We start from the raw sequence: 19,987 nt of genomic DNA on the forward strand, positions 1-19,987 counted from the left end.
TAGCCGAGCACTTAAGAAAGGCATTTTAGATTCTCTGATAGCGACATAGAGAAGGGAACCCCATGGACGATACCATTCTGGATATTAGCCATGTCAGCAAACGGTTCGGCCGCTTCCAAGCACTGGACGATCTCAGCCTCTCCATAAACAAGGGCGAGATCTACGGGCTGATCGGCGAGAACGGCGCTGGCAAAACCACCCTGATGCGTCTGATCACCGGACTGTCCCCCATACAAAAGGGGAGCATAAGGCTGATGGGGCACACGATTGGCAAGAACAGCCGGATACTAAGCAGGATAGGCTCAATCATTGAGGCCCCGGCTGCCTTCAAAAAACTCACCGTCAGCCAGAACATGAAACTGACAGCCATCCAGCACGGGCTGGCCGACGGCAAGGCCATCGATCAGACCATCGACTTCGTCGGCCTGAGCGAAAAGGCCAAGACTCGGGCCGGTCACCTCTCTCTGGGCCAGCGTCAACGCTTGGGTCTGGCCATGGCCATCCTCACCCGACCCGATTTCCTGATTCTGGACGAGCCCATCAACGGCCTGGACCCGGCAGGAATCATGGAATTCAGAACACTCCTGGACAAGCTCAACAAGGAGCGCCAGACGACCATTCTCATCTCCAGTCACATTCTGAGCGAACTTTACCTGGTCTCCTCCCGGTTCGGATTCATCAGCCACGGCCGCCTGATCAAGGAGGTAGACAAGGATGAACTGGATCGGATCAATCAGAATGGACTGTTGATCGACGTGGACCAGAGTTCCAAGGCCGCCATGATCCTGGATCGCGAGGGAATCGGCCCCTTCCAAGTCCTTGACGACCATCAGATTCTGATCAAGCAGGGGAATCTGGAACCGGGCCCCATCAACAGACTTCTGGTTCAGGAAGGCATCCTGGTCAATCAAATCAACCAGCAGAAGGGATCGCTGGAGGAATATTTCGCAGATCTGCTGAACAAGGACTCTCAAGAGTCGAGGAGACAACAATGATTAACCAGATCAGGGCCGACTTTTACAGGCAGCGACGCTCCATCGGCATGTTGATTCTGCTGATTGCCACTGTGGCCCTCGGCATAGTGGCCACATGGTGCAAGACGACCATAGGAATTAGCACTGGGGGCGAAGAATACGATCATAAACTGATGGAAATCGAAGGCCAAAGCTGGACCATCAGGACTGGCCTGCAAGTGGGTGTCGCCTCCGCCTCATCTCTAATTTACTTTTACATCGCGGTCTTTGTTATCGTCATTGGTGCGGAATACAGCCAGCACACCTTGAAGAACACGCTGACATCGGGAATCTCGCGGATACAGTTCATCCTGGGCAAGTACGTGACCATCCTGACTGACATCATCCTTCTGACCCTGTGCTACTTCATCACTATTCTGCTGACCGGACTAGCCCTGGGAAGGAAGACTGGGGCCGGCTGGGGCATTTTGTGCACGGATGTCGCTGTCATGACCCTATCAGTCAGCTTCTGCATTTCCGTCATCATCAGCCTGGGCATCGTCCTGTTGATCATTACCAAATCCCTGGTCATTCCAGCGGTGGTGATTGTGATATGGCCCATTCTGATCGGCATCGTGGAGTTCACTGCGAAATGGAAATGGCTGAAATACTTCGACTTCGTCGGGTTCGGCGAACAGATTGTCTTGAACACTCTGACGGCCGATCAGGTCTGGATCTATGCCGGAGTATCCATGGGCGTGGTCCTGGTGGCTATCTTCGGGTCGGCTCTGATCATATCCAAGCAGGAGATCTAAGCGGGGTTGGATTGCACCTGGTCCGGCTCTTGATCGCTGACGGCCTGCACAGCCATATGGGCAAAGGCCCTGACGGAGGTATCCAGAGAGTAGTGTTCCTTGGCATGTTCGGCATAGCGTCTAGACCAGACTGCTAGGACATCAGGATGGTCTATCCACCAATCGATTTGCTCAGCCAGGGATCGGGCCCTGCCGACCGGGAAGAGCGAGTGCTGCGTCAGGGCGAAGTGTCCTGCGGCGCTCAGATCAGACTGGGCGATGATCGGGACTGCGCCGCAGGCCATCCCCTCCAGGACGCTGACGGATTCCAGATCCGCGATAGACGGGTGAACCAGCAGGTCGGTCTGCCTGAGCAGATCAGGCATGGTCGCGTTCTGATGGAATCCAATCGAAACCTGCATGCCGGCCAGCTGCCGGGCGGCTTCCATTCTCAGCCGGCGCTCCATAGGACCTGTACCTGCTATGGTCAAGCGAATCCTGTATTTGTTCCTGCACAAGGCCAAGGCACGGATCAGGGTCAGATGATCCTTTTCCCGAGCCAGCCTGCCAGAGGCCACGACCTGGATCAACCGACCGGATCGCTGCCGCTCGTATCGGCCCCTCTCATATCGGTTACCGGGGTTGAACCTAGGCTGGTACCCGTTGGATATGACATGCAGACGGGCCCTGTACCCATGCGAGCGCAGCAGATCGGCCGTCAGCTGGGTGGGAACGTGGATGTGCCCGACATGATCGTAAAGCCAGAACCGAAACAGCCTGTAGATGGCCGCATCCACCCCGGGCAGCCAGCGTAATGGGCCTGCAGAATAGGTTATGTTTTCAGGTTGGATGTGAAACCCGGCGGTCACCGGTATACCCATGGACCTGGCCTGCGCCAGGGCGGCGCGGCCGAAGGCGAAAGGTTCGTAGATATGGACCAGGTCCACACCGGCAAAGGCTCTTCGGAAGAGTTCCGGATCGGCACGAGCGAAGCTCATCTGCTGCCTGGCCGCCACTGCGGATACCAAAGGAATGCGATGCACCCGTGCCGGATAGTCGGTAGATCCCACTCCCACCAGACGGACCTGGTGTCCAAGCGCCTCCAGACCCTGGGCGTATTGGATGGCGGAGTTGGAAGTCCCGTTGCCCCTGTTGCCGAAGGAATCCAGGACCAGGGCCAGCGTCAGGCTATCATGATCCCTCATCAGCCTTCCCTCCGCTGTACATCATTAGCAGGCTTGGGCCGGACCAAGACAGGGCGACGACCCGATTGCACCCACTATTAGTAGGAGAAGGCCGGGACGGCCGCACCGCGGTAATAGCGGTTGATGGCATCGGCCACATATCGACTGTGGTAGGCGGAAACCAGGGACTTGTAGGCGGGGTCGTTCTTGTCGGCCTGCCTGGCCACGATGATGTTGACATAAGGGTGATTGGCAGGCGATTTCAGATCGCCGGGCACCTGGTAGATGGCATCCTGGATTTTCATGCCGGCATCCAGGATGAAATTGGTGTTGGTGATGCCGGCCGCATAGTCGGGTAGAACCTTGACGATTCCCGGTGGATCGACCTGGTCCAGGACCAGCCCACGTGGGTTGTCGACGATGTCCTCTGGAACCGGCGTGGTGGCCTTGGGGTCTCGCAGACCGATCAGCCCGGCGCTGGCAAGCACCTTCAGGGAGCGGCCCAGATCGATGGGATCACTGGGTATAGCCAGACGCTCGCCATAGCCAATCTGGTCAACACTCCTGTACTTCTTTGAGTAGAGGTTAAGGGGTGAGATGTAGGTGTCGCCGATGGCTGCGAACCGGTACCCGTGCTGCTTGGACTCCTGCTCCAGAAAGGCGTAGTGCTGAAAGGCATTCAGGTCGATCTCCCCGTTGGACAGCGCCTGATTGGCGTAGCGCCCATATTGGAAGGACCGGAGCTTGATTTTTATGCCGGCCCGGCGTTGGTCCAACTCGTGCTGAACAGCCTTCCAGATTTCCTCGTCGGCATCGCCCACCAGGCCGATGCTGATCTCCCGCTGGCCACGTTCGGGCTGGTTGACCTTGACATAGGCCACGCCCATCAGGACGGCGACCACCAGGATGACGACCGAGACAGCCGCGAGCTCTCTCTTGGCTCTGGTTCTTCTGGTGCTCATATCCGTCCTCCTTCATTGCTGGAACCTATCGCATCAGGAAACCTTGAAGGCCGGCAGACAGGCGCCCTTGTAGACACGGACAATGGTGTCGGCCACGGGCTTGGAATGGTAGGCGCGCACCACTGCGGCATAGGTGGGGTTGTCCCGCTGATCCTTGGTGGTGACGATGATGTTGATGTAAGGCTTGTTGGCCGGGTTCTGCAGATCGTAGGGAACCTCGTGGATGGCATCGTGCACGCTGCGGCCTGCGTCGACCACGAAGTTGGCATTGGTGACCCCGCCCGCATAATCAGGCAGCAGGTTGAGGATGCCGGCCGGATCCACCTGCTCGATGTGCAAATGCTTGGGGTTGTCCACCACATCCTCGGGCAGCGGGTTGGTGGCCTCGGGGTCGCGTAGACCGATGAGTTTGGCATCGGCCAGGACCTTCAGGGCACGGCCCATGTTGGTGGCGTTGTTGGGGATGGCCACCCGGTCGCCATCCTGGAACTGCGAGGGCTTGGCATAGCGCTGCGAGTAGAGGTTCATGGGCGAGATGTAGGTATTGCCAAGCACGGCCAGCTGGTAGTGGTTGGTCTTTACATCGTCCTCCAGGTAGGCGTAATGCTGGGCGGCGTTGAAGTCCACCTCGCGGTTGGACGTGGCCTGGTTGACGTAGATGGCGTCCTGGAAGGGCTTGAGCTCGATCCTGATGTGTTCACCCCGCCGATCCAGCTCTGCCTGGACAGCCTTCCAGATCTGGTCGTCCGAACTGCCGATGACACCGACCCTGACGACCTTGACACCGGCACCCACCTGATTCAGACGCACATCGGTGCCTACAACCAGCGCCAGCAGGAGGACGATGACCAGGCTGAGTGCCGCCAGCTGTACCTTGGCTCTGTTCTTTTTGCCGACGCGATTACGACCGACCACGATAATCTGACCTTTCCAGGGTTGCTCAGTGTTCGAGGACTTCGGCCAGAAGCCGACCGAACAGTTCGATCAGGGCGATGAAGATCACCAGCACAATGATGGTGGCGATGGTCACGTCGTTCATGGACCGCTGGTAGCCCAGACGTATGGCGAAGTCACCCAGCCCGCCGCCGCCCACGATGCCCACGGTGGCGGTCTCCCCCACCAGGCTGACGATGGTGATGGTGGTCACCCGGATGATGGAGGGGATGCCCTCACGCAGGTAGACATGCCAGATGATCTGCCAGGTGGTCATGCCCATGGACTCCGCCGCCTCGACATACCCGGGGTCCAGACCGGCAAGGGCCGACTCGATCTGTCGTGAGAAGAAGGGGGTGATGCCCACGACCAGCGGGAAGATCGCCCCCTTGGGCCCGATGGCCGTGCCCATGAGCATCCTGGTCACCGGCACCAGGGCTGCCGCCAGGATGATGAAGGGGATGGAGCGGAAGAGGTCGATCAGCTTGTCCAGAATGGTGAAGACCAGGCCGTTGCGACGGATGCCGTCACGTCGGCTGATGATCAGTCCCACCCCGATGACCAGAGCCAGCAGGAAGGAGATCACCCCGGAGACGCCGACCATAACCAGGGTCTGAACCATGCTGCTGAAGAACTCCGGCAGCCGGCTCATGACGTTGGGGAACCAAGTGGTAAGCAGGGACGTCATGACTTAAGAACCTCGATTCCGATGTTGCGCGAGCGCAGGTATTCCATGGCCTGGCGAATATTTTCAGGATCGCCGCCCATTCTGACTACCAGTCCTCCCAGGGGCGCACCCTCCACCACGTCGATGTCGCCGAAGATGATGTTGACGTCCAGGTTGTAGCGACGGCTGATGGTGGAGACCAGAGCCTCGGAGACCTCCTTGGAGACATAGGACATGCGCATGAGGATCTGCCCGGGCTCCAGGGCCACCAGGGGCGAATCGGCGGCCAACAGATCCTTGACCTTGTCCAGGTTGGAGGTGGTGGCCACGAAGGATTTGGTCAGTTGAGCCTTGGGGTCTGCAAAGACATCGAAGACCCTTCCCTGCTCCACGATGACACCCTGGTCGATGACCGCCACCCGGTTGCAGATCTGCCTGATGACCGACATCTCGTGGGTAATCATGACCACAGTGATGCCCAGCTGGTCGTGCAGGTCACGCAGCAGCTGAAGAATGGAGCGTGTGGTGGTCGGGTCCAGTGCGCTGGTGGCCTCGTCGCTGAGCAGGATATCCGGCTCGTTGGCCAGGGCTCGAGCGATGGCCACCCGCTGCTGCTGGCCGCCGGAGAGCTCGGCTGGATAATGGTCGGCCAGCTCGGTCAGCCCTACCAATTCCAGGAGCTCGGACACACGGGCCCGTCGAGATGCACGGTCGCGGCCGCTCCCTCGCAGAGGAAGGCCCACATTGTCGGCCACCGTCCTGGAGGGCATGAGGTTGAAGTGCTGGAAGATCATGCCGGTACGACGCCTCAAGTCCCTCAACTCGGCTGGAGCCAGATCCTTGACCTCGCGGCCGCGGACCTTGACGCTGCCTGAGTCATAATCCTCCAGCCCGTTGATGCAGCGGACCAGTGTGGACTTGCCAGCCCCGCTCAGTCCAATGATGCCAAAGATATCCCCAGCCTCGACGGTCAGATTGATATCGGCCAGTGCCGTCTTGTCTTCATCGTCGTCGCTGTGATAGGTCTTGGTCAGGTGCTCCATCCGCACCGCCGGTGTCCGCTCGCTCACGTTCCCGCCTTCCTGGTCGACTGCCTGACATGGTAATCGTCCCGGCGGTCAGCGGACAAGAAGGCCTCTATAGATGTCGTTTATAGGCATGTATCGATAATTCACCTGCTTGGTCTACGGGTCGGTGGCAGAATATGGGTATGAGCGCATCCGGTCAGCAGCGGATTATCAAAACCATCAATCCTGGGGAGCGACCGTTCGGCTCTCCTCTGGGGCCAAGACCTACACGAGTCCTTCTCCTGGGAGCCGGCGAACTCGGCCGCGAGATTGCCATCAGCCTGATGCGGCTGGGTGCCTGGGTAGGTGCGGCAGACTCATACTCCGGCGCACCGGCCACCCAGGTGGCCCATGTCGGCTACCATGTAAAGATGAGTGATCCGCAGGCCCTGGAGGACCTGATCGACAAGGTCCAGCCTGATTTGATCGTGCCCGAAGTGGAGGCCATCGCCACAGACCGCCTGATTGGCGCCGCGGCCCGGGGCATCCAGGTAGTGCCTGCCGCTCCCCTGGCTGCCATGTGTATGGACCGCCGGGCCCTACGAGTCTTCGCCCACGAGCAGGTGGGCCTGCCCACCACCCCCTACCGATTCGCCGACTCCCCCGAAGAACTGGCCAGCGCGGCGGATCAGGTGGGCTACCCCTGCATGGTCAAACCCCTGATGAGCTCCTCCGGGCACGGACAGACCCTGGTACGGAGCAAGGAGGGCTTGTCTCAAGCCTGGAATTCGGCACTGACCCAAGGCCGGGCAGCCACCAGGCACCAGGGCAAAGCCGAGGTCATTGTGGAGGCTCTGGCCCCCCTGGCCCATGAGCTGACTGTTCTGACCGTGGCCTCCTCGGCTGGCGTGGCCACCTGCACGCCCATCGGTCAGCGACAGGAGGACGGGGACTACCGGCTCTCCTGGCAACCGGCGGCGCTGAATCCCGACATCTTGCAGCAGGCCCGGAGCATGGCCACCCGACTGGTTGAGGCCATGACCTCCCTGGCCCGCCAAAGTGGCGAGACTGGTTGGGGAATCTACGGTGTGGAGGTCTTCGCCCTGCGCGACGGCTCGCTGCTCTTCAACGAGGTGGCCCCGCGCCCCCATGACACCGGCATGGTGACCATGATCTCCCAACGCCTGACCGAGTTCGACCTTCACGCCCGGGCCATCCTGGGCATTCCCGTCCATCAGGAGGATCTGGCCCTGAATCTGCCGGAGGGCACCTGCGCGGTCAGCCGACCCATCCTGGTCAGGGGCCAGGGACCGGTCAGCTTCCAAGGCCTGCCGCAGGCCCTGGACCACCCTGGCACCGATCTGCGCATCTTCTCCAAGCCCGAAGTGCATGGCCAACGTCGCATGGGCGTAGCCCTGGCCCTGGGTCCTGACCTGCAGACCGCCATCGGGCGTGCCGAAGCCGTGGTCAACAATCTGAAACCACGAGTGGGCGCGGGGATGTAACCCGGGCTTGCTATGGTGGTCGTGTCCCAAGCAGTGCAGAAGTTTCCAATTCGCAACAAACTCGAGGAAGGCGAACAGTGGAAAAGTTGGGAATGCGCTATCAAGGCAAGGCCAAGAAACTGTACGAGACGGATGACCCGGACATACTCTGGGTTGAGTACACTGACCAGGCAACCGCGGGGAACGGAGCCAAGAAGGCCAACATCGAAGGCAAGGCCAGACTGAACAACAGGATCACCACGGTGATATTCTCCCTGCTGGCCCGCAGGGGCATCCCCAGCCACTTCGTACGCAGCATCTCGGATACCGAGCAGCTCAATCGCCGGCTGGACATGTTCCCCTTGGAGATCGTCATGCGCAACCGGGCTGCAGGCTCCTTCTCCCAGCGGTATGGGGTTGCGGAAGGCACTGCCTTGAAGCAGCCGGTGCTGGAGTTCTTCTACAAGTCCGATCCCCTGGATGATCCGTTTATCAATCGGGACGACATTCTGGCCCTGGGACTGGCCACTGAGCAGGATCTGGACATCATCGCCGCAAAGACCCGTGAGATCAACGGGGCGCTGACCAGCATCTTCCGCGCCATCAACGTGGAGCTGGTGGACTTCAAGATTGAAATGGGCAAGACCGGATCGGGCATCATCCTTCTCGGCGACGAGATCACCCCCGACACCTGCAGGCTCTGGGCGATTGGCAACAATAATGACGGCCATGTCACCCACCTGGACAAGGACATCTTCCGCAGGGACCTGGGCAGCATCATTCCGGCTTATCAAACCATTCTGGATGGGCTGACCGAATTGGAGGAACGCGAAAGCCAATCGAACAGCTGAATCGGTAGACCCGGAAGCGAGCATATCGCCTCCGGGTTTTTCATTGGTCCCCAACCAGTCCATCGCGAAAGGATCCATTGTGCTCTTCCGTGTCTATACCGAGAAAAAGCGGGGCTTTGACCAGGCCGCCGACAGGCTTGCCGAACAGCTCCGTACCCTGCCGGGCGTGCAAGGGCTGACCGGCCTGCGCATAATCAATCGTTACGATCTGGAGGGAATCGACGAAGACCTCTTCAAACGTTGCCTGCCCACGGTCTTCGCCCAGCCCCAGACCGACCTGGTGGCCACCCGTCTGGAGGAAGCCCTGGGCATGAAGGACGCCGATGATCTGCCGCCACTGGACTCACCCAAGCTCTTCGCCGTAGCTCCCCTGCCTGGTCAGTTCGATCAGCGAGCCGACTCCGCAGCCCAGTGTGTCCAGCTGATCGGCCAGGGCGCCCGACCCCTAGTGGCCACGGCCACCATCTATCTGCTAAAAGGCGATTTGGACGCCGAGCAGATTAAAGCCATCCGCAATTACCTGGTCAATCCGGTCGACTCACGAGTGGTAGGACTGGAGCAGCCCAAGACCCTGGCCATGCCTGATGACGACCCCGATCCAGTGCCCGTGTTGGACGGATTCCGTGATTTGGGTGATCCTGAACTCGAAGCGCTGATTGACAAGCTGGATCTGGCCATGGATCTGCCGGATATCCGCTTCTGCCAGGACCACTACCGTCAGGAAAAGCGCGATCCCACCCTGACCGAGCTCAAGGTGATTGACACCTACTGGTCCGACCACTGCCGGCACACCACCTTCAACACCAGGCTGGAGCGGATCGAGGCGGATAACCCCAGGGCTCGTGACACGCTGGAACGGTATCGGGCAATCCGCGAAGAACTTGGTCGCCAGGACCGACCGGAATGCCTGATGGACATGGCCACCATCGTGGCCAAGTACTTGCAGAAGCGCGGCATCCTGAACGACGTGGACCAGTCCGAGGAGGTCAACGCCTGCACTATCCGGACCAAGGTCGACGTGAATGGCCAGGATCAGGACTGGCTCTTCCTCTTCAAAAATGAAACACATAACCATCCCACCGAGATCGAGCCATTCGGAGGCGCCGCCACCTGCATTGGCGGAGCCATACGCGATCCACTGTCCGGAAGGGGCTACGTCTACCAGGCCATGAGGGTCAGCGGAGCAGCAGATCCCCGTCAGCCCCTGAATCAGACCCTGCCGGGCAAGCTGCCTCAGAGCCGGATCGTCCGTCAGGCTGCCGATGGCTACTCCTCCTATGGCAACCAGATCGGGCTGGCCACCGGGCAGGTGCGGGAGATCTACCACCCCGGCTATGCGGCCAAGCGGATGGAGGTGGGCGCAGTGGTGGCAGCCACCCCGGCCGACCATGTGATCCGTCGTCGACCCGCCCCCGGTGATCTGATCATCCTGGTGGGCGGAAGGACCGGCCGTGATGGAATCGGCGGCGCCACCGGAGCCTCCAAGTCCCAGGATGAAGAAAGTCTGGAACGCTGCGGGGCCGAGGTGCAGAAGGGCGATGCTCCCGAGGAGCGCAAGCTCCAGCGCCTCTTCCGACGCCCGGAGGCAGCCAGGCTGATTAAACGCTGCAACGACTTCGGAGCCGGCGGCGTTGCCGTGGCCGTAGGTGAGCTGGCGGACGGGCTGAGCGTGGATCTGGACCGGGTGCCGCTCAAGTACCAGGGGCTGGACGGAACCGAAATCGCCATTTCCGAAAGTCAGGAACGAATGGCCGTGGCCCTGGCTGCCGAAGACGCGCCCGCCTTCATCAACTACGCCCGACAGGAGGACCTTGAGGCCACCGTCATCGCCGAGGTCACCGAGGAACCCCGGCTTCGGATGACCTGGCGGTCAGAAACCATCGTGGATATCCCCCGAGCATTCCTGGCCTCCAACGGCGCCCCTCATAAGACCGATGCCCAGGTACCGGTCCCTGCTCCCTACCACGCCCCCTTCGAAGTTCAAGGCAGCCTGAACGCACGCATGAGGGCCCTGCTTACAGACATCAACGTCTGCTCCCAGCAGGGTCTGGCCGAGCAGTTCGACTCCACAATCGGCGCAGGTACCGTTCTCATGCCCTTCGGCGGAGCCCGACAGCTGACGCCGGCACAGGCCATGGTAGCCAAGCTGCCGGTGGATGGGCACACCACCACCGCCTCAGCCATGGCCTGGGGATTCAATCCCTGGATCAGTAGCCAGGACCCTTACACCGGCGCCTACCTGGCCGTGGTCGAGAGCCTGGCCAAGCTGGTTGCCAGCGGCTTCAGCCGTTCCCGGGCCCACCTGAGCCTACAGGAGTACTACCCCAAGCCCGGTGAAGACCCCCGACGCTGGGGACTGCCGGTGGCAGGTGTCCTAGGCGCCCTCCAGGCTCAGCTGGATCTATCCGTGGGTGCCATAGGTGGCAAGGACTCCATGTCCGGCAGCTTCGAGGACCTGGATGTGCCGCCCACCCTGATCAGCTTTGCCGTCGCCCTGGGGCAGGCCAGGGATGCAGTCTCCCCCGAATTCAAGGCAGCGGACCGCCAGGTCTATCTCTTGGCGCCCGAATACCAGGAGGACGGATTGCTACCCGATCCGGAGAGCCTGCGGACCGTCATGGACCAGGTCGAGACGCTGATCAGCCAGGGTCTGGTGGATGCTGCAGCCACTCCGGGCTACGGATGCATGGCCCAGTCGTTGATGGAGATGTGCCTGGGCAACAGAATCGGGCTGAATCTGGCGCCAGACACCGCCATATCAGCACTCTTCCGTCCCGCCTATGGGAGCTTCATCCTGGAGGCCTCTGGTCCGGAGTCTTTATTCATTCAGAATTCCGGCCTGCATTTGCGCCTCCTTGGGCACACCCGCGAGGACTATCACCTACGCTGCGGCAGCGAGGATCTGGACTTGTCTGAGCTTGAGGAGATCCGTGCCACGGGTCTGGAATCAATCTTCCCATACCGAGGCCAGGGCGACCCGGTGCCGACCATTGGCCGCACCGACCGTGAGCCTGGCAGGCCTTCTGCGCGCAGAACCAAGGAGGCTTTCAGGACCGCCCGACCCAAGGTGGTCATGCCCGTCTTCCCCGGCACCAACTGCGAGTTCGACTCCGCACGGGCCTTCCGGGACGCTGGAGCTCAGGTGGAGACTGTGGTCATCCGCAACCTGAATGCCGAAGACGTGACCGAGAGCTCCCGCCGCCTGGCCCAGGCCATCCGCAGCAGCCAGATACTGATGCTACCCGGAGGCTTCTCCGGCGGCGATGAACCCGACGGTTCGGCCAAACTGGTGGCATCCTTCCTGCGCTCGAACCAGGTTGCCGATGCCCTCCAGGAGCTTTTACAGGACCGTGACGGGTTGATTCTGGGCGTTTGCAATGGATTCCAGGCGCTGATCAAGCTGGGCCTGGTCCCCTATGGGAAAATCGTCACCGGCTCGTCCGAGGATCCCACCCTGGCCGTCAACACCATCGGCCGCCATCAGAGCCGTCTGGTCCACACCCGGATCAGCTCCACGCGCTCCCCCTGGCTGAGCGCCTGCCGGGTGGGCGACATCCATACCATGCCCATCAGCCACGGCGAAGGGCGGTTTGTGGCCGAGCCTGGCCTCCTGCGCACTCTGATCGACCGAGGACAGGTGGCCGCCCAGTATGTAGACGAGCAGGGTCGCCCCTCCATGGATCTGCGGGTCAACCCCAATGGATCCGACATGGCCGTTGAGGCCATCACCAGCCCGGACGGCCGGGTGCTGGGCAAGATGGGCCATACGGAACGCAGCGGCCCTGACCTGTATCTGAATGTGCCAGGAAACCGCACGCAGCCGCTATTCCAGTCTGGAGTGGATTACTTTGCCGCCTAGGGGAAAGGACATAGACCATGTCGTTGGAGCTTGAAGGCATCCACGAGGAGTGCGGGATCTTCGGGGTCTGGGGACACCCCGATGCCGCCCGGCTGACCTACTTCGGCCTGCACGCCCTGCAGCATCGCGGCCAGGAAGGTGCCGGCATCGTTTCCAACGACCAGGGGCACCTGATCGGACGGCGGGGCCTGGGCCTGCTGACTCAGGTCTTCCCGGACGAGTCCAGCCTGACACCGCTGACCGGGGACCGGGCCGTCGGGCATGTGCGCTACGCCACGACAGGCTCAGGGTCCATCGAGAACATCCAGCCCTTCATCTTCCGCTTTCATGACGGGGACATAGCCCTGGCCCACAACGGCAACCTGACCAACTGCAACAGCCTCAAGGCGCAGCTGGAGGATCAGGGGGCCATCTTCCACTCCAACTCCGACACCGAGGTGCTCATGCACCTGATTCGCCGTAGCCCTGAAAAGGACTTCATGGCGGCGCTCAAACAGGCTCTGCGCCAGGTCCATGGCGGCTTCGCCTACCTGCTCATGACCGAGGATGCCATGATCGGAGCCATGGATCCCAACGGCTTCCGTCCCCTCTCCCTGGGCCGGCTGCCAGGTGGGGCCTACGTTCTGGCTTCGGAGACCTGTGCATTGGACCTGGTCGGCGCCACCCTGGTGCGTGACATCGGCCCCGGCGAAATCGTCCGGGTGGATGACTCGGGTTACAGCATCGAGCGCTATACCGATCAGACCTGCCTGTCCATCTGCTCCATGGAGTTCATCTACTTCGCCAGGCCCGACTCCAATATCTATGGGGTCAACGTCCACTCGGCCCGCAAGCGGATGGGGGCAAGGCTGGCCCGGGAGGCCCCGGTGGACGCCGACATGGTCATCGGGGTGCCCAACTCCTCCCTGTCGGCAGCCTCAGGCTATGCCGAGGCGGCCGGACTGCCCAATGAAATGGGGCTGATCAAGAACCAGTATGTGGCGCGCACCTTCATCCAACCCAGCCAGGCCATGCGCGAGCAGGGTGTCAGGATGAAACTGGCCGCAGTGCGCGGGGTCGTGGCCGGCAAACGGGTGGTGGTCATCGACGATTCCATCGTCCGAGGCACCACCTCGCGCAGAATCGTCCGCCTGCTTCGGGAGGCCGGGGCGAGCGAAGTGCACATGCGCATCGCCTCCCCGCCCCTGCGCTACCCCTGCTACTACGGCATCGACATCCAACGGACCTCCGAACTGATCGCTGCCAAGAAGTCCGTGGAGCAGATAAGAGAAGCCATCGGAGCCGATTCCCTGGCCTATCTGAGTCTGGACGGTCTGGTGGAATCCATCGGCCTGGGCCGTGATGCTCCCTACCAGGGGCTATGCGTGGCCTACTTCAACGGAGACTATCCAACGCGGCTTGACGACTATGAACAGGGCTTCCTGGCCTCGCTGACTCAGGAGGACCGGGCCCGGCTGGAAGCATCCAAGGGATCCTACGGGCTTGACATGCCTGCAGGATCGAGGCAGGAAGCCAACCAATGAGTAATAGCGAAGAGCAGAACAGACAGGGCAGAGAAAGGGGCAGCCATGCCGAAAGCATATGAGCAGGCTGGGGTATCGGTGGAGGCCGGATACGAACTGATCGACAGAATCCGCTCCCACACGGCCAGAACCCGCAGGCCGGGCGCCGGCGACATCGGCGGCTTCGGCGGCGACTTCGATCTGTCTGCGCTCAATTACCGACATCCTGTTCTGGTTTCGGGCACCGACGGCGTAGGCACCAAGCTGATGGTGGCCCGGGAAGCCGGCCGCCATGACACCATCGGCCAGGACTGTGTGGCCATGTGTGTCAATGACATCATCGCCCAAGGGGCCGAGCCGCTGATATTCCTCGACTACATCGCCTGCGGGCACAACGACCCGGCTCTGCTGGAACAGGTTGTCAAGGGTGTGGCCGACGGCTGCGTCCAGGCCGGGGCCGCCCTGGTAGGCGGGGAGACCGCCGAGATGCCGGACATGTACCAGCCTGACGAATACGATCTGGCCGGATTCACCGTGGGTGTGGTCGAGCGGGAGTCCCTGGTGGACGGATCGACCATCAAGGAAGGCGACCAACTGATCGGTCTGCCCTCCTCTGGCGTCCACTCCAACGGATTCTCCCTGATTCGTCAGGTCTTGCTGGACCAGGGAGGCATGAAGCTGGAGGACCGTCCCTATCAACTTGGCGGACGGACCCTGGGAGAGGAACTGCTGACGCCCACCCGCATCTACGTCAAAGCCCTGCGCCCGCTCTTCGCCTCCGGTCTGCTCAGGGGCGTGGCACACATCACCGGTGGCGGCTTCGTGGAGAAGGTGCCCCGTATTCTGCCAGACGGTCTGGCTGCCAGCTTCAACCTTGATGCCTGGAAGGTGCCGCCCATCTTCACGATGATTGAAGAGATGGGCAGGATCGACCATCTGGAGATGTACAACATCTTCAACATGGGCATAGGGATGGTTCTGGTCGTCTCCCCTGACCAGCTGGACCAGGCCCGTGCAGTCCTGGATGAGGAGCAGGAGCCCTACAGCCTGATCGGACAGGTGACAGGTGCTCAAAACGGACAGCGGGTCATCCTTAACGAAAACGATCGTCAGTAATAGCGAGAGGAGCCCGTCATGGCGGACAAGGTACTGGTCATTGGGTCGGGAGCCAGGGAGCACGTTATCGCCACCACCCTGCTGTCTGGGCCAGGAGTGGATCGGGTCTGGTGCGCCCCAGGCAACCCGGGCATGGAGCCGGACGGCATCAGCCTGCTGCGAGAGGATTCCTCACAGCCTGAAAAACTGATCGCTGCAATACGCGAGCTGGGAATCGACTGGGTCTTCGTTGGACCCGAGGCCCCTTTGACGGCCGGATTGGTCGACGAACTGCAGGCTGCCGGCATCCCCGCCTTTGGGCCCAGCAAGGCTGCAGCCCGAATCGAGGGATCCAAGGGCTTTGCCAAGGACCTGATGCGCAGGCATGGAATCCCGACCGCTGATTATGCGGTCTTCCATGACCTTGAGACAGCCAAGGCCTATGTACGCTCGCATGGCGCGCCTGTGGTCATCAAGGCTGACGGGCTGGCAGCTGGTAAGGGCGTGACGGTGGCCGCCGACCTTGACCAGGCTATGCAGGCCCTGGATGCCATCTTCATCGATCATAAGTTCGGACAGGCCGGAGCCCAGGTGGTCATCGAGGATCAGCTGGTGGGTCAGGAGTGCTCGCTCATGTGCTTCGTCAGAGGTGAGCAGTTCTGGCCCATGCCTCTGTCCCAGGACCACAAGCCGGCCTATGACGGGGATAGGGGTCCCAACACCGGTGGCATGGGGGCCTACTCCCCTCTGCCGCAGTTCGGCCCGGAACTGACCCAAAAGGCCCTGGATACCATCGTCGCGCCCACCGTCCGTGCCCTGGCCCAGGAGGGCAGTCCCTTCACCGGAGTTCTGTACACAGGGCTGATGGTCACTGACAAGGGTCCTGAAGTCATCGAATTCAACGCACGACTGGGAGACCCGGAGACCGAGGTGGTGCTGCCTGCCCTTACCAGCGACCTGGGTACAGCCATCCGCACGCTGATGCAGGGTGGAGAGCCGCAATTCACCTGGGACGACTCCCACAGCCGCCTGGGTGTGGTCCTGGCAGCAGAAGGCTATCCTGGCAATCCCAAGACCGGGGTGCCCGTGCCCTTGATCGCTCCGGAGCAGGACCTCAGAGCCTACTACGCCGGAGTGTCCGGCTCGGCTTCAACTGGTCTGACATCCTCCTCGGGAAGGACGGCCCTGGTCGTGGCCCAAGGCGACGACCTGGCCCAGGCAGCCCGCCGAGTCTATGACCGGCTGGATGGATTGTCGATGCCTGGCCTCTTCTATCGGCACGACATCGGCCACCGCGGCCTGGAAGCCTAATTGGCCGAGCTGGTCGGACCCTCGCCGTCCTTATCTTGGCCCTGCTCCTCCTTGGCCTGCTCTTTGGTTTGACGCTCCATTTCAGCCTTCTGCCGTGCGGCATCCGAACGGCGGGTGGGAGTGGTATTGAAACCGGTTCCCTGCAGGTAGTGCTTGCCTGCCATGATGTCGTACTGGATCAGCTTGTAGTCGTTCAGGAGCTGTCGGGTGGCCCGATCGAAGTCACGGGCGTTCATGGGCCGGCCCTGGGCATCCAGATAGTTGGTCTGCCCTGCCGGGATCCTGTTCCAGTCCTGGATCTGATTGGCCACCGGAGGCTCGATGGCGCTGATCTTGTCGTGCAGCTCGGTCAGGAAAGCCGTGAAGGGCGAAACCTTAGCGCCCATGTGCTCGGCCGCCTGGGCCTGGAAGAAGTTGGGCGAGGAGTAGGCGCTGTTGCTGACCTGTGCTCCCGAGGAATCCGAGGCCTTGTTGGACCAGATGAAATAGTCGGTCAGATGCAGGGCCAGGGAGTTGTGCTCGTCCCAGCTGGCCGTACTATAAATGCCAGGCAGGTGATCCCCATAGAAGACCACAGTGACCGGCTTGCTCTGGGAGTCCAGACTGTTCAGGAAATCGGCAGTGGCCTGATCGGTCAGACTGACCCCCTTGGCGTAGGTGCGGATGGATTGCATCTCATCGTCGCCCAGGGGCATGTTGGGGTCAGAGGAGCTGACAGAGAAACTGTTGTTGTCATACCAATCGTTGTAGGGCATGTGGTTCTGCATGGTGATGACCTCGACGAACTGGTTGCCCTTATCGTCGCCCATCTGCTCCAGAGCGGAGTCGTAGGCTGAGCGATCCCCCACATACTGGCTACGGTCGATGCGGTCCTGGTGGGCTATCTGGTCAGGGCCCGTCAGCGAGTAGAAGTGCGAGAAGCCGAACTTCTTGTAGTTCTCAGCCCTGGAGTACATGGAGGACTCATAGGGGTGGAAGGCCAGGGACCTGGATGGCGACCCCCAGGCCTGATTGACCGTAGGTATCCAATTCAGATGAGGGATGACCTGCTGATAGGGGGAGGTCAGCGAAGGATCGAAGTTGGCCATGGACAGGCCGGTCATGGCCTGGAACTCCAGATTGGCCGTGCCCCCGCCGTAGCCGGAGGAGAGCATGAGCCCGCTGGTGGTGCCATCCTTGATGGATCTGATATGGGGCATGGGGTCCTGGTTGAGTGCGACGCCCGGTACCCGCGTGGGATCCGAGAACGACTCGGAGAGGATGTAGACCAGGCTCGACTCATTCATATAGGACTTGCGGTCACGGTTGATGCGGTCGGCCGAAAGCTGGTAGCGATGGGCCAGAGATTTCATGGTGGCACGGCTGTATCCGGCGGGCTGGTCCATGACCTTGGGCCGCAGCTGCCGGGAGAAGGACACGAAGACCCCGTTGCGCTGGGCGTCATAGACCGAGTCCCACATGGAGGGTATGTCACCCATGAACTGCGAGAAACGATAGGCGAGGCTGCCGTAAGTGCCCACAGTGGACATGAAGAGCGCCACCACCAGGACCGGGACCAGGACCCCTACCGTACGCAGCCCGGCACCCAGGGGTTTGTTGCCGGTGGCCACAGGACGGCCACGACGGGCATCCATCCGTGTCACCACCCAGCAGAGCACGCCGAGAATAATCAGGGCCACGACACCCAACCCGATCATGAGCAGGGAACGGGCCGGCAGGAAGGAGACCAGGTTGGCCGCATCGGCATGGAGGAAATCCAGATCGGAGGGCAGCACAGCCTCGTAGCGGGCGCGCACCTTGAAACGCTCGATGATGGCAATGATCGCGCAGATGGCCATGATCAGCCCTGATGCCGCCCAGAAGCGATTGGTCAGGTAGACCAGAGCCAGGTAGACCAGGCCCACAGCCAGCATGTTGAGCACCAGGACGAATCGACGCTGGGTCCACATGGCCGAAATGAAGCCCCAGAAGCCAATCAGCGGGTTGGACAGCTCAACGCGGGAGCTGTTCAGGGAGACCCCCCACTGCAGGATGCCCACTGACAGGAAGTCGATCAGGATGAAGGTGAGCAGGTAGACCCACCCACGCACCCGAAGACGTCCGGTCACGATCTGCATCCAGGATGTCCACCGGCCGGGCTGACGTTCACGATCCTTCACCGCTTACTCCTGACTTTGGTGACTGGGCCCCATGGGCCTTTTACCGATACCTGTGCCATTGTTCCCATTAAGGACGACAAGCCCTATAAAAACACCCCTTAGCGAACATGAAGAGCAAGCGGGCCCGTCAGGCCTTGGCACCCGGCACCTGCTGGACCAGGGCGCTGATCCAATCCTCCAGGTTCCGGTACTTATCGGGTCGCTGCTCGCTGACCTCGAAGACCGGCAGATGGGCCTTGCGGGCCTCAGTGGCTAGCTCCTTGGAGGTTCGATTGACCTCCTGGGTGTTGAGCACCAGCATATCCAACTGCCCGGAGGCCAGCAGGTGGCGGAAGGCCACCAAGTCCTCGGGCGAGGGCTCACTCTCGTTGGCGGCCGCCCGCAGGTACCCCTCTGGGGTCAGATCCTTCATGCCCAGATCATGGCAGAGATAGTAGGCAGCCGATTCCGTGGCCGCATAGTGACGTCCCTGGGTCTGCTTGCGCGCATCGGCAATCAGATTGTCCAGTCGGGCCTGTCGACCCTGCCAGTCCTGGTAGGCCTTGTCGAAGTCGGCCTCACGGCCTGGGCGCAGCTGCTGGTAAGCCTCATGCACGGCCTTGGCGGCCGCTCTCCTGCCCTGGGAGGAGAACCAGAGATGGGGGTTGTCGCCAGACTCGCGCCCCGATGCCTTGGATACGTCCACCAGCCTGGCCTGCCCGGTTTCAGCGGCCTTGGCAGCCCAGTCGTCGATGCCGGCCCCGTTGACTATGACCAGATCGGCACGGCTGATTCGGGCGATGTCAGCCGTTGTCGGCTCATAATCATGGGCATCAGTCGAGGTGTTGCTCAAAATGGTATCCACCTGGGCCTGATCCCCGCCCAGGTCCTCGGCCAGGGACTGCCACTGATTGATGCTGGCCACCACCTGCAGAGGTCCGGGTCCGGAGGCGGATGGGGTCGATTCGCCCTTCCCGCAGCCTGTCAGGCTGGTCAGCAGAGTCAGTCCGGCCAGAAGGGCGGCGACCAAGGTGCGGGTCCGGCGAAGGCGTGGGCTGCTGGCATGCATGGATGAGGGTTCCTTCCTGGCGACGGCCAGGGGCCTCTTAACGACCCTTGAACCGTTACTGAGATTGATTATCAATAAATCTACCATAGAACTATCAATGGCCAGAAAGGTTGCCCATACAAATGGCAGCCATCCGCCTAGACACTCCCTATACTGAACTGCGGATACGTTTTGGCTG

15 protein-coding genes are annotated in these 19,987 nt (G+C 61.3%); 8 read left to right on the forward strand and 7 right to left on the reverse strand.

The annotated features are described in order from the left end of the window. The first annotated feature begins 62 nt into the window (after positions 1–62). Positions 63–995, forward strand: coding sequence for an ABC transporter ATP-binding protein (locus P272_RS0105965; protein WP_029678625.1), 933 nt, complete (start codon positions 63–65; stop codon positions 993–995). Next, positions 992–1,768, forward strand: a complete 777-nt coding sequence (locus tag P272_RS0105970) for an ABC transporter permease (RefSeq protein ID WP_029678626.1) — start codon at positions 992–994, stop codon at positions 1,766–1,768. The genes P272_RS0105965 and P272_RS0105970 overlap by 4 nt, the downstream gene beginning before the upstream one ends. On the opposite strand, the gene P272_RS0105975 is transcribed toward P272_RS0105970, so the two are convergent. From P272_RS0105975 to P272_RS0105995, 5 genes are all read right to left on the reverse strand, one after another. Next, the gene (locus P272_RS0105975; RefSeq protein ID WP_029678627.1) at positions 1,765–2,952 is read right to left on the reverse strand and encodes a glycosyltransferase; all 1,188 of its coding nucleotides are present in this window, start codon (positions 2,950–2,952) and stop codon (positions 1,765–1,767) included. The two genes, P272_RS0105970 and P272_RS0105975, sit on opposite strands and share 4 nt — an antisense overlap. Before the next feature lie 77 nt (positions 2,953–3,029). Next, positions 3,030–3,893: a MetQ/NlpA family ABC transporter substrate-binding protein gene (locus P272_RS0105980; RefSeq protein ID WP_029678628.1), complete on the reverse strand. Its 864-nt coding sequence runs from the start codon at positions 3,891–3,893 to the stop codon at positions 3,030–3,032. 33 nt (positions 3,894–3,926) lie between these two features. Next, a complete protein-coding gene (locus tag P272_RS0105985) occupies positions 3,927–4,808 on the reverse strand; it encodes a MetQ/NlpA family ABC transporter substrate-binding protein (protein WP_029678629.1) in 882 nt (293 codons plus the stop codon). Between the two features lie 25 nt (positions 4,809–4,833). Beyond that, a complete protein-coding gene (locus P272_RS0105990) occupies positions 4,834–5,514 on the reverse strand; it encodes a methionine ABC transporter permease (RefSeq protein ID WP_029678630.1) in 681 nt (226 codons plus the stop codon). Then, positions 5,511–6,563: a methionine ABC transporter ATP-binding protein gene (locus P272_RS0105995; protein WP_216476238.1), complete on the reverse strand. Its 1,053-nt coding sequence runs from the start codon at positions 6,561–6,563 to the stop codon at positions 5,511–5,513. Before P272_RS0105995 ends, P272_RS0105990 begins: the two co-directional genes overlap by 4 nt. Before the next feature lie 134 nt (positions 6,564–6,697). Between P272_RS0105995 and purT the strand changes: the two genes are divergently transcribed. The 6 genes from purT to purD all read left to right on the forward strand — a co-directional run bounded on the left by purT (position 6,698) and on the right by purD (position 16,602). Continuing rightward, positions 6,698–8,005: a formate-dependent phosphoribosylglycinamide formyltransferase gene (purT, locus tag P272_RS0106000; RefSeq protein WP_155805026.1), complete on the forward strand. Its 1,308-nt coding sequence runs from the start codon at positions 6,698–6,700 to the stop codon at positions 8,003–8,005. Positions 8,006–8,082: 77 nt separating this feature from the next. After that, positions 8,083–8,835 (forward strand): phosphoribosylaminoimidazolesuccinocarboxamide synthase, encoded by a 753-nt coding sequence (purC, locus tag P272_RS0106005; protein WP_029678634.1) that lies wholly within the window; start codon positions 8,083–8,085, stop codon positions 8,833–8,835. A gap of 79 nt (positions 8,836–8,914) precedes the next feature. After that, on the forward strand, positions 8,915–12,694 hold the full coding sequence (locus P272_RS0106010; protein WP_029678635.1) for a phosphoribosylformylglycinamidine synthase: 3,780 nt from the start codon (positions 8,915–8,917) through the stop codon (positions 12,692–12,694). Between the two features lie 17 nt (positions 12,695–12,711). Beyond that, positions 12,712–14,217 (forward strand): amidophosphoribosyltransferase, encoded by a 1,506-nt coding sequence (purF, locus tag P272_RS0106015; RefSeq protein ID WP_029678636.1) that lies wholly within the window; start codon positions 12,712–12,714, stop codon positions 14,215–14,217. Positions 14,218–14,262: 45 nt separating this feature from the next. Continuing rightward, positions 14,263–15,312, forward strand: a complete 1,050-nt coding sequence (gene purM, locus P272_RS0106020; RefSeq protein WP_029678637.1) for a phosphoribosylformylglycinamidine cyclo-ligase — start codon at positions 14,263–14,265, stop codon at positions 15,310–15,312. An 18-nt stretch (positions 15,313–15,330) separates the two neighbouring features. After that, positions 15,331–16,602 (forward strand): phosphoribosylamine--glycine ligase, encoded by a 1,272-nt coding sequence (purD, locus tag P272_RS0106025; protein ID WP_029678638.1) that lies wholly within the window; start codon positions 15,331–15,333, stop codon positions 16,600–16,602. Here the strand turns inward: purD and P272_RS0106030 are convergent. Together P272_RS0106030 and P272_RS0106035 are read right to left on the reverse strand one after the other, a co-directional pair. Further along, on the reverse strand, positions 16,599–18,719 hold the full coding sequence (locus P272_RS0106030; protein WP_044097866.1) for an LTA synthase family protein: 2,121 nt from the start codon (positions 18,717–18,719) through the stop codon (positions 16,599–16,601). The two genes, purD and P272_RS0106030, sit on opposite strands and share 4 nt — an antisense overlap. Before the next feature lie 169 nt (positions 18,720–18,888). Continuing rightward, positions 18,889–19,809 (reverse strand): metal ABC transporter solute-binding protein, Zn/Mn family, encoded by a 921-nt coding sequence (locus tag P272_RS0106035; RefSeq protein ID WP_029678640.1) that lies wholly within the window; start codon positions 19,807–19,809, stop codon positions 18,889–18,891. Between the last annotated feature and the right edge of the window lie 178 nt (positions 19,810–19,987).

The sequence above is a fragment of the Bifidobacterium sp. 7101 genome (assembly GCF_000499285.1).
Lineage (GTDB): Bacteria > Actinomycetota > Actinomycetes > Actinomycetales > Bifidobacteriaceae > Bombiscardovia > Bombiscardovia apis_A.